This window comes from Mesorhizobium sp. B3-1-7 (assembly GCF_006439385.1).
Lineage (GTDB): Bacteria > Pseudomonadota > Alphaproteobacteria > Rhizobiales > Rhizobiaceae > Mesorhizobium.
Genome location: NZ_VFTL01000001.1, coordinates 171089 through 194651, shown reverse-complemented (window position 1 = coordinate 194651; position 23563 = coordinate 171089). Strand labels below are relative to the sequence as shown.

Genomic DNA, 23563 nt, shown 5'->3' with positions numbered 1-23563 from the left:
TCAGCTATTGGCGGCCGGGGGCAGCTCGAACAGGGTGGCGCCGTTCTCCCGCCCGCGGTCGACATAGCCGATCACGCGGAACCATTTCGCTACGTCGGGCCTGTCCAGCCAGCTGCGCGAATGTATGGGAAGGTTGCCGGCGAGCGCCTGGACATGGCGGATGTGGCGCTTGCAGAAGCGGACCGTCGAGGCGTTGAAGAAATCCTCCTGCGCGGCAAAGAGCGTATCGGCGGCGTCCGCATGCTCGTGCCAGGCGATGATCGCCACCGTCCTGTCGTCCTGGACGAGCGCATGCGCCCGGCCTTCCTTCAGGTTCATCATCAGATTGTCATAGGCGCTTTTGCTGTCCTTGCCGGCCGCCACATACTCGTCCGACATTCGCTTGGACAGGCCGTGGAAGACATCTTCCAGGTCTCCGACCGTCGCCGCGCGTGCTCTCATTTCTCCTCCTGACAGCCCGCTGGCAGTTTGCCCCAGTGAAGGGGGATCACCAAGAAAAGCAAATCCCCAATCGGGGCCGTGTGCGCAATCTCATTCCATGCGGGCGGGTTTGACCCATGTCCACGTCCCCATATAAGCGTTGGCTTGAGATTGAGCTTCCTGTGTCGGATACTGATGGTTTCTGGCCCGTCCGGCCCGCATCGTTCCCATGGCGGCCATGATCGATCTGATCGAAACCATATGCAAGGCGGCCTTCGTCCCGGAGCGATGGAACTCGGTGCTCCAGAAGGCGAGCGGCCTGTCGAACTCGGCCAGCGCTCAGGTCTTCGACGCCGGCGGAGGCACGGCTGGCAGCCGATCTTGCCGCAGGCCTCACTTTGGCGGAAACGGCCGCGCGGGGGCGGCATCACGGTCAAAATCCGCCCGCACCTATCTCGAGCGCGCCTTTCAGAAAACCGGCGCCCGTCAACAGAGCCAACTGCTCGCCATGTTGAAGACGCTGCAGCCGCTGGCTCTACCGCCGGCGCGATGACAGGGAGCTGCCTGGGAAATGGCAGAAGACAGCGTATCGTTGAATTCGACGGCGGCCTGCCATAAAAGGCGCAAGTCTCGACCAGCCTGAGGAATTCAAGGCGTGCCCGAACCTGTCGCCAAGATCGGCCTGGGCTGCGTTGATCCGCAGACTGTCCGCGGGCGATTGGTCGGTAAATGGTCTGGCTACAGCGTTAGGGGTATGCATTGACGTCGAGCAGGCCGATCCTGATCACCGGCGCAGCCGGCTTCATAGGTTTTCACCTTTGCCAGAGGCTGCTTGCCGAAGGCCGGCAGGTTGTCGGCCTCGACTCCATGAACGAGTATTACGACGTCGCGCTGAAGCAGGCGCGGCTCGAGCGGCTGAAGGCGTTCCCGAATTTTCGTTTCGAGCATGTCGATCTCATCGACCGCGATGGCATCTCGAGGGTCTTTGCGTCGGTCGCGCCGGAGATCGTCGTCAACCTCGCCGCACAGGCGGGCGTCCGCTATTCGCTGGTCAATCCGCACGTCTATGCGCAAAGCAATCTCAACGGCTTCCTCAACATCCTGGAAGGGTGCCGGCAGGCATCGGTCGGCCATCTCGTCTACGCTTCGTCGAGCTCGATCTACGGCGGTAGCACGCGCATGCCGTTCTCGGTGCATGATTCCGCCGACCATCCCCTCAGCCTCTATGCCGCCAGCAAAAAGGCGAACGAGCTGATGGCCCACACCTACAGCCATCTGTTCGGGCTGCCGACGACGGGCTTGCGTTTCTTCACCGTCTACGGTCCATGGGGACGGCCCGACATGGCCTTGTTCATCTTCACCAAGGCCATCCTCGCCGGCCAGCCGATCGACGTTTTCAACCATGGCAACATGCAGCGGGATTTCACCTATATCGACGACATCGTCGAGGGGGTGGTCCGCGTCATGCGGCATCCCGCGACACCCAACCCCGATTGGAAAAGCGCTGCGCCGGACCCGGCGACGAGCACCGCGCCGTTCAGGATCCACAACATCGGCGACAGTTCACCCGTCGAGCTCAGCCGGCTCATCGACGTGCTGGAAGACGCGCTTGGGCGCAAGGCGATCCGCAACATGATGCCGCTCCAGCCGGGCGACGTTCTGGCGACCTTCGCCGATGTCACCTCGTTCGAAGAGGTGACCGGCTTCAAGCCCAGGATCCCGATCGAGATCGGCGTCCCGCGCTTCGTGGAATGGTACCGGGATTTCTACCAGGTCTGATTCGGCGCCTGCCCGCCGCGACAATGTACTAATGCGTGTCGCGCAAAAGTGTGCAGCGGTTTTGCGATAACGACCTGCATGAAAACAAAGCCTTAAAAGCGCGTCGCCTGAATCCGCTTCAGCGCGACGCGCTTTAGCGGTCGGTTGTGGACGCTTGCCTGTCGATCCAGAGCGCGATCAGCGTGCAGGCGGCGCCCGAAAGCAGGTAGGCGCCGGCGGCGATAAGGCCGAAATTGCCGGCCAGGAGCAGCGCGGCAAGCGGCGCGAAGCCGGCGCCGAACATCCAGGCCAGATCCGATGTCACCGCCGAGCCGGTATAGCGGTGCTGGCGCGAGAAGCTCGATGCCACGACGCCCGAGGACTGCCCGAAGCTCAAGCCCAGCAGGATGAAGCCGAGCACCATGAACACCGTCTCGCCGACGGTGCCGCCGTTGAGAAGCTGTGGGGCAAAGCCGCTGAAAGCGGCGATGGCGACGGCGCCGCCGCCGAGCAAGGCACGACGTCCGACACGGTCGGCCAGCGGCCCCGATGCGACGATGGCCGCGATGCCGAACAGCGCGCTCACCGCCTCGATGACCAGGAAACGTTCCGGGCCCTCATTGGTGAACAGGAACACCCAGGATAGCGGGAACACCGTCACCATATGGAACAGGGCAAAGCTCGCCAGCGGCGCGAAGGCGCCGACCACGACGTTGCGTCCTTCAGTCCGAACCATCTCCCTGATGCGCGTCGGCTGCAGGTCGCCGCTCTCGTAGAGTTTCGAGAATTCGGGCGTGACCACGATGCGCAGCCTGGCAAACAGCGCCACGACGTTGATGGCGAAGGCGACGAAGAAGGGATAGCGCCAGCCCCAGGCAAAGAAATCGTCGGCCGAGAGGTTGGCGACGAAGAAGGCAAACAGCGAGCTTGCCACGATGAGCCCGATCGGCGCGCCGAGCTGCGGGATCATCGCATAGATGCCGCGCCGGTTCTGCGGCGCATTCAGCGCCAGGAGGGAGGGCAGTCCGTCCCATGTCCCGCCGAGCGCCAGGCCCTGCAGGAAGCGGGTGAGCGCCAGCAGCCAGGCGGCGACCGCGCCGACATCCTCATAGGAGGGCAGGAATGCCATGGCGACCGTCGAGGTGCCGAGCAGGAACAGCGCGATCGTCAGCTTGGCGCCGCGGCCATAGGCGCGGTCGATCGCCATGAACAGCACGGTGCCGAACGGGCGCGCGATGAAGGCCAGCGCGAAGATGGCGAAGGAGTAGAGCGTTCCGACCAGCGGGTCGTGCGTCGGGAACACCAGCTTGGGGAACACGATCACGGAAGCGATCGCATAGACGAAGAAATCGAAGAATTCCGACGTCCTGCCGATGATCACGCCGACCGCGATATCGCCCGCGCTGACCTGGCCGTGATGCGAGCCGATCAGCCTGCTGTCCGTTTCGGAAGTCGAAGTTTCAGCCATCGTTTCCGTCGCCACCGAGCTCAAGTTCGGAACGCGATTGTCGGCGTCCCGATGCGATGTTGTCGTCATCCAATTATGCGTGCACACTTTCGCGAAAGCCATACCGACTGGGCATTGGACAAATTGTCCAATGTCGTCGCCGTGCCTGCGGCAGTAGCCGTTGGTCGATATCGCATCGCAACCTGCAGAGATCCTGCTGCAGGGCCATCGAGGGCAGCGTTTGATGAGACGATCCGGAGCCTTGCTTCTTTTTCCGCTCGCGGTGCTGCTGAGCGGCTGCGATCTGGTCGTGCTGGCGCCCGCGGGCGACGTGGCAGTGCAGCAGCGCGACCTGCTCGTCGTCTCGACGCTGCTGATGCTGCTCATCATCGTGCCCGTCATGGCGCTGACCGTGCTGTTTGCCTGGCGCTACCGGCAATCCAGCACCACGGCGACCTATACGCCGGACTGGGACCATTCGACCAAGCTGGAACTGGTGATCTGGGCGGCGCCCCTGCTCGTCATCATCTGCCTGGGCGCGCTCACCTGGCTCGGCACGCATCTGCTCGATCCCTACCGGCGCATCGACCGGATCGAACCAGGACAGCCGGTCACCCAGAACCACAAGCCGCTCAAGGTCGAGGTCGTCGCGCTGGATTGGAAATGGCTCTTCATCTATCCCGATTACGGCATTGCCTCCGTCAACGAGCTGGCGGCGCCGGTCAACCAGCCGATCGACTTCCGCATTACCTCCTCGACGGTGATGAACTCCTTCTACATTCCAGCTCTTGCCGGGCAGATCTACGCCATGCCCGCCATGGAAACGAAGCTGCACGCCGTCATCAACCGTCCGGGAACCTATACCGGCTTCTCGGCCAACTACAGCGGCGCCGGCTTCTCCGGCATGCGCTTTGCCTTCCACGGCCTCTCCGACCAGGCCTTCGCCGATTGGGTGACGCAGACCAAGAGCGCGCAGGCCACGCTCAACCGAGACAGTTATCTCGAGCTCGAACGTCCGAGCGAGAACGAGCCGGTCCGCCATTACGCCTCCGTCGATCCCGACCTCTTCGGCGCCATCCTCAATTTGTGCGTCGAGCGCGGCAAGATGTGCATGAACGAGATGATGTCGATCGACGCCAAGGGCGGCCTGGGGCTCGCCGGCGTGCGCAACACCCTGCCGCTGCAATATGACAAGCTTGCCCGGCGCGGCGCGGTGTTCGGCAACGATCCGTCCTATGTCGCAAGCATCTGCACGGCGGAGGAAGCGGCCGCCGCCTCGCGCGCGGCCCGCGATGCCGACGCGAAATACTGGCCGGTGCGCGATCTTTCGCCATTGCGCGGGGCGGGGCTGCTCAGTCCAGGGGCAGGCAGCCGCCGCGCCGACGCCGAGACGCCGTCGCTCGGCCTGCTGCGCTTCGAATTGTGAGGATGGCGGATGCCTGAGACGCTGACCAAATTCATCTTCGGCCGCCTCACCCTGGAGTCGCTGCCGCTGCACGAGCCGATCGTCGTCGGCACCTTCATCGTGGTGGCGCTCGGCGGTGTCGCTGTTCTTGGCGCCATCACTTATTTCAAGCTCTGGGGCTATCTGTGGCGCGAGTGGTTCACCAGCGTCGACCACAAGAAGATCGGCGTCATGTACATGGCGCTCGGCCTCGTCATGCTGCTGCGCGGCTTCTCCGACGCCATCATGATGCGCCTGCAGCAGGCCATCGCCTTCAACGGTTCCGAGGGCTATCTCAACGCCCATCACTACGATCAGATCTTCACCGCCCATGGCGTGATCATGATCTTCTTCGTGGCGATGCCTTTCGTCACCGGGCTGATGAACTTCGTCGTGCCGCTGCAGATCGGCGCGCGCGACGTCTCCTTCCCCTTCCTCAACAATTTCAGCTTCTGGATGACGGTCGGCGGCGCCATCCTGGTCATGGCCTCGCTGTTCGTCGGCGAATTCGCCCGCACCGGCTGGCTGGCCTATCCGCCGCTCTCCGGCATCAACTACAGTCCCGACGTCGGCGTCGATTACTACATCTGGGCGCTGCAGGTCGCCGGCGTCGGCACGACGTTGTCCGGCATCAACCTGATCTGCACCATCATCAAGATGCGCGCCCCCGGCATGACGATGATGCGCATGCCCGTCTTCACCTGGACCTCGCTCTGCACCAACGTGCTGATCGTGGCGTCCTTCCCGGTGCTGACGGCGGTGCTGACGCTGCTCGCGCTCGACCGCTATGTCGGCACCAACTTCTTCACCAACGACTTCGGCGGCAACCCGATGATGTATGTGAACCTCATCTGGATATGGGGTCACCCGGAGGTTTACATCCTCATCCTGCCGTTGTTCGGTGTCTTCTCCGAGGTCACCTCGACCTTCTCCGGCAAGCGCCTGTTCGGTTACACCTCCATGGTCTACGCCACGGTGGTCATCACCATCCTGTCGTATCTCGTCTGGCTGCACCACTTCTTCACCATGGGCTCCGGCGCCAGCGTCAATTCCTTCTTCGGCATCACCACGATGATCATCTCGATCCCGACCGGGGCGAAGATATTTAATTGGCTGTTCACCATGTATCGCGGCCGTATCCGCTTCGAACTGCCGATGATGTGGACGGTAGCCTTCATGCTCACCTTCACCGTCGGCGGCATGACCGGCGTGCTGCTTGCCGTGCCACCGGCCGACTTCGTGCTGCACAACAGCCTGTTCCTGATCGCGCATTTCCACAACGTCATCATCGGCGGCGTGCTGTTCGGCCTGTTCGCCGGCATCGCCTATTGGTGGCCGAAGGCCTTCGGCTTCAAGCTCGATCCGTTCTGGGGCAAGGTCTCATTCTGGTGCTGGGTGCTCGGCTTCTGGTTCGCCTTCATGCCGCTCTATATCCTCGGCCTGATGGGCGTGACGCGCCGCATGCGCGTGTTCGACGATCCCTCGCTGCAGATATGGTTCGTCATCGCCGCCTTCGGCGCCGTGCTGATCGCCTGCGGCATCGCCGCCTTCCTGGTCCAGATCTTCGTCTCCATCCGCAAGCGCGAAGCGCTGGCCGATCACACCGGCGATCCCTGGGATGGCCGCACCCTCGAATGGTCGACCTCCTCGCCGCCGCCGGCCTACAACTTCGCCTTCACGCCGGTCATTCGCGACAACGACGCCTGGTTCGACATGAAGAAGGCCGGCTACCGGCGCCCGCTGTCCGGTTTCAAGCCGATCCACATGCCGAAGAACACCGGCACCGGCCTCATCCTCGCCGTCTTCAGCGTCGCGCTCGGCTTCGGCCTGATCTGGTACATGTGGTGGCTGGCGGCGCTGAGCTTCGTCTGCCTCATCGCCACCGCGATCGGCCACACCTTCAACTATCACCGCGACTTCGACATCCCGGCTGCCGAGGTCGCGCAAACGGAAGAGGCGAGGACGACGCTCCTCGCCGCCCAGGGCTAGGGTTCAAGCATGGCATCGACGGCGATCACGGCCGATACCGCACCGGTCTTCCACCTGGAAGAGGAGCATGCGCACGCCGAAGGCGGCAGCACCATGCTCGGCTTCTGGCTCTATCTGATGAGCGACTGCCTGATCTTCGCCATGCTGTTCGCGGCCTATGGCGTGCTCGGCGGCAATTACGCGGCCGGTCCGGCGCCGAAGGATCTGTTCGACCTCGGCCTGGTGGCGGTCAACACCACCATGCTGCTCTTGTCCTCGATCACCTACGGCTTTGCCATGCTGACCATGGACAAGGGCCGCGTCGGCGCGACGCAAGCCTGGCTCGTGGTGACCATGCTGTTCGGCATGGCGTTCCTCTCCATCGAGCTATCCGAATTCGCGCACATGATCCATGAGGGCGCGACGCCGCAGCGCAGCGCCTTCCTGTCGTCCTTCTTCACCCTGGTCGGCACGCACGGCCTGCACGTGACATTCGGCATCGTGTGGATGGTGACGCTGATGGTACAGGTCGCCAGATACGGCCTCATCGAGGCCAACCGCCGCCGGCTGATGTGCCTCTCGATGTTCTGGCACTTCCTCGACGTCGTCTGGATCGGCGTCTTCACCTTCGTCTATCTGATGGGGATGCTCAGATGAGCGCGCATGATCATGCCGATCACGACCACACGCATGGCGGCGCCGCGCACGGATCGCTGAAGGGCTACCTGATCGGCTTCGTCCTGTCGGTGATCCTCACCGCCATCCCGTTCTGGATGGTCATGAGCGGAGCCATCGACAACAAGCAGGCCACGGCCATCATCGTCATGGCCTTCGCGGTGGTGCAGATCGTGGTGCACATGGTCTTCTTCCTGCATATGAACCCCGCCTCGGAAGGCGGATGGTCGATGCTGGCGCTCATCTTCACGGTGATCCTCGTCGTCATCGTGCTCAGTGGCTCGCTCTGGGTGATGTACCACCTCAACGCCAACATGATGCCCGGGCTCCACGAGATGCGGGAGATGCCATGAGCCCCGTTTCGGGCGTGAGTGTGTCGGGTGTGGAGAGGGCCAAAGTCGAGGCAAAGGACATGATCGGCCGGACAAGTACTGGCTCTCATGCCACCCCGAAGGGCTCCGCGTCGCGATTCTTGCTTGCGCTGGCTGGGCTTCTCGGCGTCCTGGTGTTTCTCGGGCTCGGGATTTGGCAATTGGAAAGGCGGGTCTGGAAGCTCGACCTGATCGCCCGCGTCGACCAACGCATCCATGCTCCCGTCGTCGATGCGCCTGGTCCGCGGGACTGGAGCGGGTTGAGCGCGCCTGACTACGAATATCGCCATGTGCGGTTGACTGGGCGCTTTGAGGGCGGTGCCAACACGCTGGTGCAGGCGGTGACTGAGCTTGGCGGCGGCTATTGGGTGCTGACGCCGATGCGCGGCGACCGCGGTTTCACGGTCCTCGTCAACCGCGGCTTCATCCCGCAGGACCGCAAGGCCGAGTTCGAGCGGGAGGGTGGCGGGTCCACCGCGACGGCGACGGTAGACGGGCTGCTGCGCATCAGCGAACCGCGCGGCGGTTTCCTGCGCAGCAACGATCCGGGGGCCAATCGCTGGTATTCGCGCGACGTCGACGCCATCGCAAAGGAGCGCGGCCTGGCGGATGCCGCGCCGTATTTCATCGATGCCGGATCGTCCAAGCCGGCTGGCTGGCCGCGCGGCGGGCTCACCGTCGTCACCTTCCGCAACAGCCATCTGGTCTATGCTTTGACCTGGTTTGCCCTGGCAGTGATGCTGGCGATCGCCCTCGCCAGGCCGATCTTCGCCGGACGTCGGAAGCGGGACGCGGCAAGATGAACATCTCGATCGCGCGGTTTCATCGCGACAAACCGATCCTGACGGTTCCGGTCGCCGGACAGGGAGGCGCCGCCTCGAATTCCGACGTGACGAACAGGAAGAACCTGCTGCTCCTCATCCAGTTGCGCTGGCTGGCGGTGGCGGGGCAGGTGCTGACCATCCTGGTGACGCAATACTGGTTCGCGATCCCGCTGCCGCTCACCGAGATGGCCGGCGTGGTGCTTTTCCTCGTCGGGCTCAACATCTTCAGCCTGCTCGCCCTGCGCGGCAATCGCCGCATCTCCAACGCGCAGCTCTTCGTCGCGCTGATCTTCGACATGGCGGCGTTGACGACGCAGCTTTACCTGAGCGGCGGCGCCTCGAACCCGTTCGTGTCGCTCTATCTGCTGCAGATCACGCTCGGTGCCGCGCTGCTGGCGCCATGGTCGACCTGGATCCTGGTGGTGGCCGCCTCGGCCTGTTTCGTCTTCCTCATCTTCGTTTTCCAGCCGATCGCGCTCCCGCATCACGGTGGCAGCGACCTCCTGGCGCTGCATCTGCGCGGTATGTTCATCTGCTTCGTGCTCGCGGCCGGCCTGATCGTGATCTTCATGACGCGCATCAACCGCAACCTGCGCGAACGCGATGCCTACCTCGCCGACCTGCGCCAGCGTTCGGCCGAGGAAGACCACATCGTGCGCATGGGCCTGCTGGCCTCAGGCGCCGCGCATGAACTCGGTACGCCGCTCTCGACCATATCGGTCATACTGTCCGACTGGCGCCAGATGCAGGGCGTCAAGCGCAACCGCGAGCTTTCCGAGGACGTGGCCGAGATGCAGGCGCAGATCGAGCGCTGCAAAAGCATCGTCACGGGCATCCTCATGTCCTCCGGTCAGGCGCGGGGCGAGGGCACGATCCGCACCACGATCCGCCGCTTCCTCGACGATCTCGTGCAGGAGTGGCGTTCCAGCCGCCAGCCTTTCAAGCTGGATTACAGCAACGGTTTCGAGCCGGACGAGCAGATCGTATCCGACACGGCGCTGAAGCAAGTGATCTTCAATGTGCTCGACAATGCGCTGGAAGCATCGCACGATTGGGTCGGCATCACTGCCGAGCGGCAGGATGGGAAGCTGGTGCTCTCCGTCAAGGATCGCGGACCGGGTTTCGACAAGGATATTCTGGCCGCGCTCGGCCAGCCCTATATGTCGAGCAAGGGGCGGCCAGGCGGCGGCCTGGGGCTCTTCCTGGTGTTCAATGTGGTGCGCAAGCTCGGCGGCGACGTTTCGGCGCGCAACATGGCCGAGGGCGCCCGCGTTACCCTTTCGCTGCCGCTGGCGGCGCTGACCGATGGAGACGATCGTGACATCTGATCGATCCTTGTTTGTCGTGGAGGACGACGCGACCTTCGCGCGGACGCTCAAGCGTTCCTTCGAAAAGCGCGATTACGATGTCGTGGTCTGCCACGATCGCGAGGCGCTGCTCGTCGCGCTGGAAACGGCCGTTCCGGCCTACGCCGTCGTCGATCTCAAGCTTGGAGCGGGATCGGGTCTCGAATGCGTCAAGTTGCTCAGCGCCCGCAATCCGTCGATGCGGATCGTCGTGCTGACGGGATTTGCCAGCATCGCCACGGCTGTCGAGGCGATCAAGCTCGGCGCGTGCCATTATCTGGCCAAGCCCGCCAACACCGATGACATCGAAGCCGCCTTCGGCCGCGCCGAGGGCGACGTTTCGGTGCCGCTCACCAGCCGCCCCACCTCGATCAAGAACCTCGAATGGGAGCGCATCCACGAAACGCTGGTTGAGACCGGCTTCAACATCTCCGAAACCGCGCGCCGGCTTGGCCTGCACCGGCGCACGCTTGCCCGCAAGCTCGAGAAGCGCGTGGTGCAGTAGCGCAACTTTTCCTGGAATTGCTCAGTAGGTGGTGCGCCCGCCCGACAGGTCGAATGTCGAGGCGGTGGTGAAGCTGTTTTCCTTCGAGACCAGCCACGCGACCATCGCGGCGGCTTCGTCGACTTCGAGCAGGCGGCCGCGCGGAATGCGCGAGCGCATGTATTCGATATGCTCGGGCGTCAGCTGGTCGAGGATGCGTGTCTGCGCGGTTGCCGGCGAAATGCAGTTCACGGCGATGTCGTATTGCGCCAGCTCCTTGCCGAGCGACTTCGTCAGGCCGATGACAGCTGCCTTCGAGGCCGAATAGGCGGCGGCATTCGGGTTGCCTTCCTTGCCGGCCACCGAAGCGATGTTGACGATGCGGCCGTAATTGCGCTCCTTCATGCCGGGCACGACGGCGCGGTTGACGTAGAATGTGCCGTTGACGTTAATGTCGATGATCTTCTTCCAGACGTCGACGTCATAGACATCGAGCGGCGCCGCCGGGCCGGCGATGCCGGCGGAGTTCACCACGATGGAGATCTTGTCGGCGATCTCCTCGGTCCTGGCGCGGGCTGCATCGACCGCGTCCCAGTCGGCGATATCGACCACCAGCGTCGTGGCGGCCTTGCCGAGCTCCTGTCTGGCGGCATCGAGGCGCGCCTCGTCGAGATCCCAAAGCGTGACCGTGGCGCCCGAGGCGACGAAGCGCTTGGCCATGGCGAAGCCGAGGCCCTGGGCGCCGCCGGTCACCACCGCGTGCTGACCGTCCAGATCGATCCTGTTCATATCGGGCGTTTCCTCCAGTCTGATTTATCGGGGATATTTCGGAAGTCGGTCGCAACAAGCCGGAATGCCTGAACCTCCGATCCGGCGTCGCGACGTTACATGGTGGCGCCGAGGCTCCACGGCACGAATTCATTGTCGCCATAGCCAAGCGCCTCGGACCTGGTGCGTCCGCCGGAAGCCACCCGCAGGATCTCCGCGAAGATTTCCTCGCCCTTCCGTGCCAGCGTCACGCCGTCCAGTATGTCGCCGCAGTTGATGTCCATGTCGTCGCGCATCTGTTCGAAGATGAACGAGTTGGAGGCGAGCTTGATCGAAGGTGTCGGCTTGCAGCCGAAGGCCGAGCCGCGCCCGGTGGTGAAGCACAATATGTTGGCGCCGCCGGCGACCTGGCCGGTGGCCGAGACCGGGTCGTAGCCTGGCGTGTCCATGAAGACGAGGCCGCGCTCGTTGATCGGCTCGGCATATTCCAGCACCGCGCGCAGGTTGGTGGTGCCGCCCTTGGCCGACGCGCCGAGCGACTTCTCCAGGATGGTCGTCAATCCCCCCAGCTTGTTGCCGGGCGAGGGATTGTTGTTCATCTCCATGTCGTGCCTGGCGGTGTAATCCTCCCACCAGCGGATGCGCTCGATCAGCTTTTCACCGACCGCCCGGCTTTCGGCGCGGCGGGTCAGAAGATGTTCCGCGCCGTAGATCTCGGGTGTCTCCGAAAGGACGGCGGTCCCGCCCTGCGCGACGAGCAGGTCCACCGCCGCGCCGAGCGCCGGATTGGCGCTGATGCCGGAATAGCCGTCCGAGCCGCCGCATTGCAGCGCCAGCACCAGTTCGGAGGCCGGTTGCGGCGTGCGCCGCGCGGCGTTGACGATCGGCAGCATCTCGACGATCGCCTTCACGCCGGCATCGACCGTCTTGCGCGTGCCGCCGGTTTCCTGGATCGTCATTGTGCGGAAGGTGGCGCTCTCCTCGATGTCGTAGGACTGCATCCAGCGCGGGATCTGGAAGGCCTCGCAGCCCAACCCGACCATCAGCACGCCGCCGACATTGGGATTGGTGGCGAACCCCCATTGCGTACGCTTCAGGAGATCGTAAGCCGGGCCCTTGGTGTCGATGCCGCAGCCGGTGCCATGGACGAGCGAGATGATGCCGTCGACATTGGGATAGTCGCGCAAGATACCGGAGCGGTTGACCTCCTCGGCGATGAAGCGCGCGACGCTGGCCGAGCAGTTCACCGAGGTCAGCGTGGCGATATAGTTGCGCGTGCCGACTTTGCCGTTCGGCCTGCGATACCCCATGAAGGTCGCCCGTTCGCCGTCGGGAAGCATCGCCGTTTGGCTGGCGTCCGCGCCATAGCCGTAGTCCCGCTCGAAATCGCGCAGGTAGACATTGTGCTCGTGCACCCAGTCCCCGGCCGCGATCGCTCCGCGCGCGAAGCCGATGGTCTGGCCGTACTTCACGATTGGCTCGTCCGCGGCGATGTCGCGTATGGCCATCTTATGTCCGCGCGGGATTCGGGCCCGCGCCGCGACGTCGCCGGCCTTCTCGCCGGTCGCTAGCGGATCGACCGTGAGCAGGATGTTGTCCGCATGCGAAAGCTTGATGAAGCGTGCCATTGCCCAAGACTCTGAAGAAAATTCTCGCCGGCGCCGGCCACGAGATCACCGACTAGGAATACTAATATAATAGAATGACGGCGGTCAAGGCTGCGACCCACTGGGCTCAGTCGGAACCGCTGTCGTGGGGCATCATTCACATGCCCGCGCCGTCCCCGCACCCGCGACCCGGTTGGCGTCGCGAGCGGTTCAGTCCAGGTGGAAGACTTCCTCCATCGCCGCCCACCACTCCCCTTGCGCGCGGGTGGCCAAGGGTTGCTGCATGGGGTCGCACAATTCCCACCATTTGCGCATCGCGGCCGATTCCCCCATCCGCGCGGCATCGGAGGCGAAATCGTCGCCGTGATATTCCCAACAGGCGAACAGCAGGTTCTCCGGCTCGCGCAGGAAGATGGAGTAGTTCCTTATGTTGGCGCGGCTGATGACCTCGAGCACGTCGGGCCACACCGCGGCATGGACGCGCTTGTATTCCTCGATCGCCTCGGCCTTCAGGCCGATGCAAAGCCCCATTCTCTTCATCAACTGGTCTCGCTTTGTTTGGCCGCGTCTTTTGTCGTCACGCAATTCCGGACGGAAAACCGCGTCACACCTTTCCTGGGATTGCAGAGCATGATCCCGAAAGGTGGGAATCGGTTTTCGGATAAGATCATGCTCCAACAAAGAGCTGGATCAGGATGGCGATTGAACGAAACGTCACCCTGATCTAGCCGAAGAGCTCGGCGGCGACTTCGAGCGTGTTGCGGAAGGATGTCTCCAAGTGGCTCTCCATCGCCTGCGCGGCGCCCTCGGCGTCCTGACGCTTGAGCGCGTCGAGAATGGCCTCGTGCTGCTCGATCGTCTGCTCGCCATAGCCGGGCTTGGGGATCGCGAGATAGCGGCCACGATCCATCTGCGCCTTGGAGATGTCGACCACCCGCCAGATCGCCGGTAGGCCGCAGATCTCGGCTATGGTGCGGTGGAAGACGTCGTCGAGCTGGATCGCGACGGCATAGCGTCCACGCGAAATGGCGAGCTTGTGAGCGGCCATGTTGTCTTCAAGGAGTTCGGCTGCCTGCGGCGTCATCTTGGCCGCGGCACGCCTGGCGCTTTCCATCTCCAGCGCCCGGCGGATGACATAGGCTTCCTCGAGATCGGCGCGGCTGATCGGCGCCACATAGGTGCCGCTCTGCGCCAGGATCTTGACCAGCCCTTCGTCGCTGATGCGCTTGACCGCCTCGCGCACCGGCGTGCGCGATACGCCGAGCGCCTCGGCAATCGCAACTTCATTGATGATCTCGCCCGGCTTCAGCTGTCCGACGACGATCAGGTTACGGATCTTGTTGTAGATCTGGTCGCGCAGCGGCAGGGCCCGATTGAGGGTCGAAGGGTCTAGATCCATGGAAAATCCCATCGCTCGTCCACGCCAATGGATAAATTATATTAGAATGCCAACCGGAATGCACGTATGCGCGAAGCCGGTTGCCTCCCTGCAAAAAGCGCTCTGAAAACCAGCTTGCCAGAACTGTTATATTAGTGCAATAGTGCCCGCCGTCGCGATTATCGGCGTCGTGGCGAAAGCGTTTCAGGGTGCCCAAGCGTGGTTGCGCGAAGGCCTTCTTGGTCGGTTTGAGGGACCGGCCATGCGCTTGATACGGCCGATGATCCCGTGCCGTGGAGCGCCGGCCGTCTTGCCAGGGAGGACCAAGCCAGAAATGACTGCCGTGGCGGATTGTGCCCTGGACATGCGAGGCATCAGCAAGACGTTTCCGGGCGTGAAGGCGCTGTCGAACGTCAATTTCGCCGTGAAATTCGGCACCGTCCACGCGGTCGTTGGCGAGAATGGCGCCGGCAAGTCGACCCTCATGAAAGTGCTCAACGGCTCATACGCGCCGACCAGCGGCACGATCAAGGTCGGCGGCAATGAGGTGCGCATGCGCAAGCCGGCGGACGCGCAGGCGCTCGGCATCCGCATGGTTCACCAGGAGATCAATCTGGTCCCCGACCTGACTGTAGCAGAGAACGTCTATCTCGGCCGCATGCCCGGCAAATGGACCTGGCTGCGCAAGGGCGAGATGGCCAGGAAGGCCGCGGCGGTTCTCAAGGAACTGGGCGCAGCGATCAATCCGCGCGAACGGCTGGGCAACCTCTCGATCAGCCAGCAGCAACTGGTCGAGATCGCCAAGGCCTATGCCGCCCAGCCTCGCATCATCGTCCTCGACGAGCCGACATCGTCGCTAAGCGAGCATGAGACGGCGGCGCTCTTCCGCATCCTGCGCAAGATGCGCGGCGAAGGCATCGCCATCGTCTACATCAGCCACCGGCTGAAGGAGGTGCTCGAGATCGCCGACGAGGTCACCGTGCTGCGTGACGGCTCGATGATCGAGACGCGTCCCATCGAGGGGATCACCGCGGCCGAGATGATCCGGCTGATGGTCGGCCGCGAGGTGAGCAACGTCTTTCCCAAGAGCCCGGCCAAGATCGGCACATCGGTGCTGCGTGTCGAACGCATCGGCGACGGCGCGAGCTTCCGCGATATCAGCTTCGACGTGCGGGCAGGCGAGATCCTCGGCTTGACCGGCCTCGTCGGCGCCGGCCGCAGCGAAGTCGCGCGCGCCATCTTCGGCCTGTCGCGTCTGGCCGAGGGAAGCGTCAGCGTCAATGGCCGCAAGGTCGTCATCAGCTCGCCGTCCGAGGCGGTGCGAGCCGGCATCGCCTACGTTCCGGAGGACCGCAAGGGCGACGGCATCGTGCCCGGCATGTCGGTGCGCGAGAACATAAGCCTGCCTATCCTGCGCCGCCTGACCAGCTTCGGGCGCATCAGGGGCAGCGCCGACCGTTCCTTGTCGGCCCTTTACGTCAAGCAATTCTCCATCTCACCGCCGGATGGCGAGCGGCGCATCAATCTTCTGTCGGGCGGCAACCAGCAGAAGGCGGTCATCGCCAAATGGCTCGCGGCAAAGCCCGCCGTGCTGATGCTCGACGAGCCGACGCGCGGCGTCGACGTCGGCGCCAAGGCGGAGATACATCACATCATCGGCCAGCTCGTCGCCGACGGCATGGCGGTGGTGATGATCTCGTCGGAACTGCCTGAAATCCTCGGCGTGTGCGATCGCGTGGTGGTGATGCGGGACGGCCGCGCATCGTCACCGCTGACCCGCGCCGAGCTCAGCGAGGAGCGCATCATGGCGCTCGCGACCGGCGAGGAAGCGGCGTGACGGAAGCGGCCATGGAGATCAGCGGCGTGAACCGCAACGACCGTTTTACGCGAGGCAGCAGGCTCGTCGATCTGCTGTCGAAGGCCGGCCTTGTGCTGGCCATCCTCGCGGTCATCCTCTACGGCTCGTTCGCCAGCCCGGCCTTCTTCACCGCCGGCAATATGCTCAACGTGCTGACGTCGATGTCGATCGTCGGCATCGTCGTGGTCGGCATGACCTTCGTGCTGGTGGTCGGCGGCCTGGCGGACCTGTCGGTGCCCGCCACCATCGCTTGCGGCGCGATCCTTTCGCTGGGGCTGCAGCCGCTGGTCGGCCCCGTGCCGGCCTTCGTCCTTGCCGTGGCGCTGGCCGGGCTGATCGGCCTGCTCAACGGCGTTCTCGTCGGCTATCTCGGCATCAATCCGATCATCGCCACGCTTGGCGTGGGAACCATCGGCCTCGGCATCGTCCAGGCCGCGGTCGGCGGCGTCATCGTCTACGGCTCGAACACCGCCTCCGCCGAATTCGCCAAGGGCCGGCTGCTCGGCATCCCGGTCGTGGTGCTGATCTTCCTGGCCGTCGCGCTGATCGGCCATTTCGCGCTTTCCAGGTCCTTCTGGGGACGCTGGACGCTGGCGACCGGCGGCAATTACAGCGCCGCCGAGGCCAGCGCCGTGCCCGTCAAGGCGGTTAAGGCCGGCGCCTTCGTGATCACCGCGCTCGCGTCCGGCATCAGCGGCGGCCTGCTTGGCCTGACCCTGCAGAGCGCGCGGCCGCTGATCGGCTCCGGCTACGAATTCAGCGCCATCACGGCGGTCGTCGTCGGCGGCGTCTCGATCATCGGCGGCTTCGGCTCGGTGCCGAGGGCCATCGCCGGGCTCGTCTTCGTGCAGCTCCTCACCAATGTCATGGTGCTGCAGGGCGTGCGCACGCCGATCCAGGGTTTTGTGCTGGGCACCCTGATCGTCGGCGCGGTCGGCATGGACGCCGCGCTGCGCAAGCGGGGAGTGGCATGATGCGCCTCCTGGTCCTTGCCTCGCAATATCGCGTTCTGATCATCCTCGGTCTGACGCTTGTCGTCTCGGCGCTGGTCGTGCCGGGTTATCTGGCGCCTTCGACGCTCGGCCTCGGCCTCGACCGGGCCGCGACCATCGGCCTGATCGCCATCGGCCTGACCTTGCTTCTGATCGCGGGTCAGATCGATCTCTCCGGCGGCGCGGTGTTCGCGCTGGCCGGCATCGTCTCGGTCATCCTGCAGCGCGAGATCGGCATTCTGCCCGCGGTGCTCGTCGGCATCCTTGTCGGCGCCGTCGCCGGCGCGATCAACGGCGCCTTGGTCGTCGGGCTGAAGGTCAATTCGCTGGTGCTGACCCTGGCCACGATGCTGATCTTCCGCTCGCTCGCGCATTGGGTCACCAACAGCCAGCCGGTGACCGGCACCGACATCATGCTGTCGCTGGCGCTGGCCAAGATCTATCTTGAGATATTCACCATCCGCAGCGCGCTGTTCATCGTCCTGATCGTGTTGCTGCATGTCTGGCTGACGCGCACCATCCCGGGCCGCAACGTCTTTGCCGTCGGCTCCAATCCTGCGGCCGCCAAGGAAAGCGGCATCGCCTCGGACCGCATCGTCTTTCTCGGCTTCGTCTTCGCCGGCACGCTGGCCGGCCTCGCGGGCGTCCTCCAGAGCCTCGTCACCAACACCGGTTCGCCCGTCTTCGGCTCGGAACTGACGGTCGCCGTTATTGCCGCCGTCGTCGTCGGCGGAACCCGCCTCGAAGGCGGCAGGGGATCCGCGCTCGGCACGCTGGGCGGCGTGCTGACGATCGGCTCGCTGACCATCGCGATGGAGTTCCAGTCCATACCCGCATACGTCCAGCAGGTCGTGTCCGGGCTGATTCTGATCCTGCTCGTCGTGCTCGATCGGGCCGTTACCACCAAGGGCAGGGCTCCGGGCACGCGCCCTGCGCTCGTTCGCGACAAACCAATCACTCAAGGAGGAAACGTATGATCGGGAGGAAACGTATGATTGGGAGGAAACCTATGATTGGCAAGAAAAGCATGCTCAAGATCGCCGCCGTGGCGCTCTTGTCCTCGACCGGATGGGCCAGCGCCAAGACCGTCTGCTACGTCACGGCGGCGGATTCGCATGCCTACGCGACGCCGGCCAACAAGGCGCTCGAGGCCCGCGCCAAGGAGCTTGGCGTCGAGATCCTCAGCCTCAGCCAGGACTTCGACGTACAGAAGGGCACCGAGCAGCTCAACACCTGCGTGGCGCGCAAGGTCGACGGCATCATCCTGTGGCCGCTCGACCCGCAGGCCTACATCCCGGGCCTTGCCCGCGCGCAGCAGGCGAACATCCCGGCGATCCTCATCAACTCGCCGATGAGCGACGATGCCAAGCCGTTCATCAAGTCCTTCACCGGACCGGACGTCTATGAGGAAGGCAAGCTGGCGGCGGATTCGCTGAGCAAGGCGCTGGGCGGCAAGGGCTCGGTGGTCATCATCGCCGGCCAGGCCGGCAACGGCACCACCATCGGCCGCGTCAACGGTTTCACCGACCGCCTCAAGGAAACCAACGCCGACATCAAGGTGCTCGATACGGTCAACGCCGACTTCGACCAGCAGAAGGCGCTGGTCGTCAGCCGCGACCTGATCACCCGCTTCGGCGACCAGATCACCGGCGTCTACGCCAATGACGACACCATGGCGCGCGGCTTCATCGACGCCTGGAAGGAAGCCAATCCGTCCAAGCCGACGCCGCCGATCGTCGGCATCAACGGTCAGAAGGATGCGTTCGGGTCGATCAAGAGCGGCGAGATGTACTCGACCATCGTGCAGTCGCCGGTCGAGGACGGCCGCCTCGCGATCAACACCATGGCCGAGATCATCGACGGCAAGGAGGTCAAGGACCGGCTGCCGATCCCGCTGACGGTCGTCACCAAGGACAATGTCGGCTCGGTCGAACCGGCATTCTGATCACGCGGCCGGCCCGGTTAAACCGGGCCGGCCTATCCGCTGCACGGCGCCCGTCCGACGCCGCGCCAAGATTATCCCCGAACGGCCACGCCGAGCACCGAGACGCAGTCGCCCGCCTTGACCAGGCCCGGGAAGTGACGCGCGGCGAGCAGCCCCGACATCCTGGCCCTGATCTCCCGCGGCGCCTGTCCGGTGCGCCCGACTGGATGGATGCGCGCCACAACCTGGCCGTCCTCCACGGGCTCGCCGAGATCGACCATCGTCTCGATCATGCCGTCCTCCTCGGCGAAGGCGAAGCAATCGCCGGAAGGCATGTCCAACCACTGGGTTCTGCTCTTCTCGACCGCACCATCGACGATGCCGGCATGGCGAAGAACGTTGAGGATGCCGCGCCTGGCAATCCGCACCGTCTCGGCGCGCGAGGTCCCGCCGCCGCCGAGCTCGGTGGTGACGAAGACCTTGCCCATCTCCTCGGCGGCCGTGTCGTACATGCCGACCGCGTCGATCTCGGTCATGCGCATCGAGAATGGCGCCGAGAAAGCCTCGACCGCCGCGAAGGCCTTCTTCTCCTGCGCCTTGTCCGGCAGCGTATGCGCGGCGCAGAAGGGCACGAAATCCAGCGTCTTGCCGCCGGAATGGAAGTCGAAGACGATGTCCGCGCGGGGAAGCAACTCGCGCTGGAAATAGTCGGCGATCTTCTCGGTCGCCGTGCCGTCCGGGCGGCCGGGGAAGGAGCGGTTCATATTGCCCTTGTCGATCGGCGAGGTGCGCGTGCCGGCCCGGAACGCCGGATAGTTCATCGCCGGCACGATGATGACCGTGCCGGAGACATTTTTCGGATCGAGGGTACGCGCGAGTTCGTAAAGCGCCAACGGCCCCTCGTATTCGTCGCCGTGATTGCCGCCGGTCAGTAGTGCTGTCGACCCCTTGCCGTTGCGCAGGACACAGACCGGGATCATCACCGAGCCCCAGGCGGAATCGTCGCGGCTGTAGGGCAGGCGCAGGAAGCCATGCTGGACGCCGTCGCGCTCGAAGTCGACGGTCGGCGCGATCGGCGACGGACGCAAAGCGGACATCGGCTCAGTCCTTCACGAAGAGCTTGCGCGGCACATTGGCCAGGCACTCGACGCCGGTGTCGGTGATCAGGATCGACTCGGTGATCTCCAGCCCCATCGTCTCCAGCCAGAGACCCGTCATGAAGTGGAAGGTCATGCCAGGCCTGAGCTCAGTCCGGTCGCCGGGGCGCAGGCTCATGGTGCGCTCGCCCCAGTCCGGCGGGTAGGACAGACCGATCGAGTAGCCGGTGCGGTTGTCCTTGACGATGCCGTACGTCTTCAGCACGGCGAAGAAGGCGTTGGCGATGTCTTCGCAAGCGTTCCCCGGCTTTGCCGCGGCAAGGCCTGCCTCCATGCCTTCCAGCGTCGCCTTCTCGGCATCGAGGAAGGCCTGCGTCGGCTTGCCGAGGAAGACGGTGCGCGACAGCGGACAATGGTAGCGGTTGTAGCAGCCGGCGATCTCGAAAAACGTGCCTTCGTTCACTTTCATCGGCTTGTCGTCCCAGGTGAGATGCGGCGCCGAGGCATCGGCGCCCGACGGCAAGAGCGGCACGATCGCCGGATAGTCGCCGCCGATGCCGGCGACGCCGCGCGTGCCGGCATCGTATATCTCGGCGACCAGATCGCATTTGCGCATGCCGACTTCTACTTTGTCGACGATGCGCTGGTGCATCGCCTCGACGATGCGGGCGGCCTTGCGCATGTACTCGATCTCGGTCGGGCTTTTCACCGCCCGCTGCCAGTTCACCAGCGCGGTGGCATCGGCGAAACGGGCATTGGGCAGGTGCTTCTGCAGCGCCGCGAAAGCGGCGGCCGAGAACCAGTAATTGTCCATCTCGACGCCGATCGTGAGTTTGTCCCAGCCACGCTTGGCCAGCACGCTGGCGAGGTAGTCCATCGGGTGCCGCTCGGTCGACTGCACGTAGTGGTCGGCGTAGCCGACGATGTTGTCATGGGCGAGATAGGCGGTGCGCTTGGCGCCATTGGCGTCCTGGCCGCGGCCGTACCAGACCGGCTCGCCCGAAGGCGGCACCACCACCGCCTGATGCACATAGAATGACCAGCCGTCATAGCCTGTCAGCCAGGCCATGTTGGACGGATCGCTGACGATCAGCAGATCAACGCCTTTAGCCTCCATGGCTTTTCGCGTCTTGGCGAGGCGATCGGCAAATTCGCTCCGCGAGAATTTCAAATTTGGCTGCATTTTGTTGTCCTCGTTTGTTGGGCCTGGCGGCCAGCATCAACTTTCGAAATTGAGCCCGGCATTGGTGGCGCGCGCACGGTCGCGAGCCAAAGTGGCGATCGCGGTGTCCTGCACGCCGGTGCCGGTGAGGTCGGCGATGGTGATGTCGCTGGCTGAGCGCCGGCCGGGTTTCTCGCCGGCAATGATCTGGCCGAGTTCGGTGACCTCGGCGTCGGCTGTCATCACGCCCGCCTCGATGGCGTGGTGAAGCTCGCCCAGGCGTCGCGTCTGCTTGGCGCTGTCGGCGACATAGAGGTCGGCCATGCGCAGGATCGCCGGCGCGATCTCGTTCTTGTGCTCGGCGTCCGAACCCATGGCGGTGATGTGCTGGCCGGCGGAGACGAAGCCGGCCTTGATCAGCGGTTCGGTCGAGGGTGTAGTGGTGGTGATGATGTCGGCTTCGGCTGCCGCCTTCGCTGCATCCGGTTCGGCCCGAATGGCAATGCCCAGTTTCTTGCGCAAGCGCGCGGCGGTCGCCTCCGCCTTGGCGGCGTCGCGCGCCCAGATGCGCGCTTCCTCGATCGGCCGCACGAGCCGCAGGGCTTCCAATTGCAGGCCGGCTTGCAAACCGGCGCCGAAGATCGCCGCGACCTTGGAGTCTTCGCGCGACAGATGCTTGGCCGCGACCGCACCAGCGGCGGCGGTGCGGATATCGGTCAGATAGCCATTGTCGAGCAGCAGCGCCTCGACCACCCCGGTCTTTGCTGAAAGCAGCACCATCATGCCGCCGCCGCTCGGCAGGCCCAGCGTCGGATTGTCGAAGAAGCCGGAGCTTATCTTGACGGCGAAACCGTCTATGCCGGGCACATAGGCGGACTTCACGTCGACCTCGCCGCGATGTTCATGAATGTCGAGCCTGAGAATCGGCGGCATCGCCACCGGCAGCGTGGCCAGGGCGCGAAAGGCGTTCTCGACGCAGGCAACGGCGTCGAGGTCGAGTGTCACGATCTTGCGCAGATCACTTTCGCTGAGAATTGTCATCCGGCTCATGCGGCGCGCTCCGTTGCTGTGGCCGCCTCGCCGCAGACAATGCGACGATGCAGAGCCATGTCGATGTTGCGGCCGGAGAGGATGAGGACGATCGGGCCATTCGTCGAGACCTTGCCGGCAAGCAGCGCGCCGATGCCGACCGCGCCGGCGCCTTCGACGATCTCGCGCTCCTCTTCATACGCATGGCGGATGCCGGCAGCGATTTCGTGCTCGGCAAGCAGGACGACGTCGTCGAGCAGGTCGCGGCACATGGCGAAGGTCAGCCGGTTGTCGAGGCCGATGCCGCCGCCGAGCGAATCCGCCAGTGTCGGCAGTTCTTCGACCTGCACCGGCCGGCCGGCATCGAGGCTGGCTTTCATCGCGGCACCCAGCGCCATCGAGATGCCGATGACTTTGGTGCCTGGGCTCACCCCCTTGACCGCCGCCGCGACGCCGGACGCCAGCCCGCCGCCGGAGAGCGGCACCAGCACCGCCGCGGTATCTGGAACCTGCTCCATGATCTCCAGGCCAAGCGTGCCTTGGCCGGCTATGATGCCGGGATGGTCGAAGGGCGGCAGCATGACCAGCCCTTCCTCGGCCACCAAGCGGTCGACCTCCTGCTGGGCATCGTCCTGGCTGTTGCCGACGATGCGGACATCCGCGCCAAGGCGACGGATGGCGTCGAGCTTGTTTTGCGGCACCAGCTTCGACATGCAGATTACCGCGCGGATGCCTTCAAGCTTCGCCGCATGCGCCAGCGCGCGGCCGTGATTGCCGGTCGAGGCGGCGACGACGCCGCGCGATCTTTCTTTTGCGCTCAACGCGGCGATGGCGTTGGAGGCGCCGCGCAGCTTGAACGCGCCGGTGGTCTGGTGGTGTTCCAGCTTGAGATGCACCGGGCTGCCGGTGCGCTCCGACAGGCTTTGCGACAGCACGCAGGGTGTCCGCTCGACCTTGCCGGCAATGCGTTCGCGCGCTGCGCGAATATGCTGAAGCGTAACTGGCATTTCG

General features: G+C 64.4%; 23 protein-coding genes. 13 read left to right on the top strand and 10 right to left on the bottom strand.

What is annotated here, in order from left to right; all coding sequences use genetic code 11:
• Entirely contained in the window at positions 1–441 is a 441-nt protein-coding gene (locus tag FJ417_RS00910; protein ID WP_140706263.1) for a hypothetical protein, read from the bottom strand.
• 208 nt (positions 442–649) lie between these two features.
• On the opposite strand from FJ417_RS00910, the gene FJ417_RS00905 reads away from it, so the two are divergent.
• Positions 650–973: a hypothetical protein gene (locus FJ417_RS00905; RefSeq protein ID WP_181183126.1), complete on the top strand. Its 324-nt coding sequence runs from the start codon at positions 650–652 to the stop codon at positions 971–973.
• Between the two features lie 206 nt (positions 974–1179).
• Positions 1180–2199 carry an NAD-dependent epimerase gene (locus tag FJ417_RS00900; protein WP_140782147.1) on the top strand — a complete coding sequence of 340 codons (1020 nt, stop codon included), beginning with the start codon at positions 1180–1182 and terminating at the stop codon, positions 2197–2199.
• Between the two features lie 133 nt (positions 2200–2332).
• Here FJ417_RS00900 and FJ417_RS00895 read toward each other — a convergent pair whose 3' ends face one another.
• Positions 2333–3646 carry an MFS transporter gene (locus tag FJ417_RS00895; RefSeq protein WP_140643290.1) on the bottom strand — a complete coding sequence of 438 codons (1314 nt, stop codon included), beginning with the start codon at positions 3644–3646 and terminating at the stop codon, positions 2333–2335.
• A 223-nt stretch (positions 3647–3869) separates the two neighbouring features.
• Between FJ417_RS00895 and cyoA the strand changes: the two genes are divergently transcribed.
• From cyoA to FJ417_RS00860, 7 genes are read left to right on the top strand one after another with little or no spacing between them, the layout of a single operon-like run.
• Entirely contained in the window at positions 3870–5051 is a 1182-nt protein-coding gene (cyoA, locus tag FJ417_RS00890; RefSeq protein WP_140782146.1) for a ubiquinol oxidase subunit II, read from the top strand.
• A 9-nt stretch (positions 5052–5060) separates the two neighbouring features.
• A complete protein-coding gene (gene cyoB / locus FJ417_RS00885; protein ID WP_140782145.1) occupies positions 5061–7058 on the top strand; it encodes a cytochrome o ubiquinol oxidase subunit I in 1998 nt (665 codons plus the stop codon).
• A 9-nt stretch (positions 7059–7067) separates the two neighbouring features.
• Positions 7068–7694, top strand: coding sequence for a cytochrome o ubiquinol oxidase subunit III (gene cyoC / locus FJ417_RS00880; RefSeq protein WP_140782144.1), 627 nt, complete (start codon positions 7068–7070; stop codon positions 7692–7694).
• Entirely contained in the window at positions 7691–8065 is a 375-nt protein-coding gene (gene cyoD, locus FJ417_RS00875; protein ID WP_140643280.1) for a cytochrome o ubiquinol oxidase subunit IV, read from the top strand. The genes cyoC and cyoD overlap by 4 nt, the downstream gene beginning before the upstream one ends.
• A 59-nt stretch (positions 8066–8124) precedes the next feature.
• Positions 8125–8886 carry an SURF1 family protein gene (locus FJ417_RS00870; RefSeq protein WP_140782261.1) on the top strand — a complete coding sequence of 254 codons (762 nt, stop codon included), beginning with the start codon at positions 8125–8127 and terminating at the stop codon, positions 8884–8886.
• Positions 8883–10235, top strand: a complete 1353-nt coding sequence (locus tag FJ417_RS00865) for an ATP-binding protein (protein ID WP_140782143.1) — start codon at positions 8883–8885, stop codon at positions 10233–10235. The genes FJ417_RS00870 and FJ417_RS00865 overlap by 4 nt, the downstream gene beginning before the upstream one ends.
• Entirely contained in the window at positions 10225–10758 is a 534-nt protein-coding gene (locus tag FJ417_RS00860) for a response regulator transcription factor (RefSeq protein WP_181180616.1), read from the top strand. Before FJ417_RS00865 ends, FJ417_RS00860 begins: the two co-directional genes overlap by 11 nt.
• A gap of 21 nt (positions 10759–10779) precedes the next feature.
• On the opposite strand, the gene FJ417_RS00855 is transcribed toward FJ417_RS00860, so the two are convergent.
• The 4 genes from FJ417_RS00855 to FJ417_RS00840 form a co-directional block, all read right to left on the bottom strand.
• Entirely contained in the window at positions 10780–11526 is a 747-nt protein-coding gene (locus FJ417_RS00855) for an SDR family NAD(P)-dependent oxidoreductase (protein WP_140654656.1), read from the bottom strand.
• Positions 11527–11621: 95 nt separating this feature from the next.
• On the bottom strand, positions 11622–13133 hold the full coding sequence (locus tag FJ417_RS00850) for an altronate dehydratase family protein (RefSeq protein ID WP_140654657.1): 1512 nt from the start codon (positions 13131–13133) through the stop codon (positions 11622–11624).
• Between the two features lie 189 nt (positions 13134–13322).
• Entirely contained in the window at positions 13323–13652 is a 330-nt protein-coding gene (locus tag FJ417_RS00845) for an L-rhamnose mutarotase (protein ID WP_140654659.1), read from the bottom strand.
• A gap of 184 nt (positions 13653–13836) precedes the next feature.
• Positions 13837–14511, bottom strand: coding sequence for a GntR family transcriptional regulator (locus FJ417_RS00840; RefSeq protein ID WP_140782141.1), 675 nt, complete (start codon positions 14509–14511; stop codon positions 13837–13839).
• Between the two features lie 343 nt (positions 14512–14854).
• Here FJ417_RS00840 and FJ417_RS00835 point away from each other — a divergent pair, with 343 nt between their 5' ends.
• Genes FJ417_RS00835 through FJ417_RS00820 form a run of 4 tightly spaced genes read left to right on the top strand, consistent with a single transcriptional unit; the run spans position 14855 to position 19285 of the window.
• Positions 14855–16327, top strand: coding sequence for a sugar ABC transporter ATP-binding protein (locus tag FJ417_RS00835; protein WP_246687372.1), 1473 nt, complete (start codon positions 14855–14857; stop codon positions 16325–16327).
• Positions 16324–17322, top strand: a complete 999-nt coding sequence (locus FJ417_RS00830) for an ABC transporter permease (protein WP_246680628.1) — start codon at positions 16324–16326, stop codon at positions 17320–17322. The genes FJ417_RS00835 and FJ417_RS00830 overlap by 4 nt, the downstream gene beginning before the upstream one ends.
• Positions 17319–18317, top strand: a complete 999-nt coding sequence (locus FJ417_RS00825; RefSeq protein ID WP_246687371.1) for an ABC transporter permease — start codon at positions 17319–17321, stop codon at positions 18315–18317. Before FJ417_RS00830 ends, FJ417_RS00825 begins: the two co-directional genes overlap by 4 nt.
• Before the next feature lie 32 nt (positions 18318–18349).
• The gene (locus FJ417_RS00820; RefSeq protein ID WP_140782139.1) at positions 18350–19285 is read left to right on the top strand and encodes a sugar ABC transporter substrate-binding protein; all 936 of its coding nucleotides are present in this window, start codon (positions 18350–18352) and stop codon (positions 19283–19285) included.
• A 71-nt stretch (positions 19286–19356) separates the two neighbouring features.
• On the opposite strand, the gene doeB is transcribed toward FJ417_RS00820, so the two are convergent.
• From doeB to eutB, 4 genes are read right to left on the bottom strand one after another with little or no spacing between them, the layout of a single operon-like run.
• A complete protein-coding gene (gene doeB, locus FJ417_RS00815; protein WP_140782138.1) occupies positions 19357–20361 on the bottom strand; it encodes a N(2)-acetyl-L-2,4-diaminobutanoate deacetylase DoeB in 1005 nt (334 codons plus the stop codon).
• 4 nt (positions 20362–20365) lie between these two features.
• Positions 20366–21544, bottom strand: a complete 1179-nt coding sequence (gene doeA / locus FJ417_RS00810) for an ectoine hydrolase DoeA (RefSeq protein ID WP_140782137.1) — start codon at positions 21542–21544, stop codon at positions 20366–20368.
• A gap of 36 nt (positions 21545–21580) precedes the next feature.
• Complete coding sequence (locus FJ417_RS00805) at positions 21581–22573, bottom strand: cyclodeaminase (protein ID WP_140782136.1); 993 nt, start codon at positions 22571–22573, stop codon at positions 21581–21583.
• The gene (gene eutB, locus FJ417_RS00800) at positions 22570–23559 is read right to left on the bottom strand and encodes a hydroxyectoine utilization dehydratase EutB (protein WP_181183125.1); all 990 of its coding nucleotides are present in this window, start codon (positions 23557–23559) and stop codon (positions 22570–22572) included. The genes FJ417_RS00805 and eutB overlap by 4 nt, the downstream gene beginning before the upstream one ends.
• Positions 23560–23563: the final 4 nt, after the last annotated feature.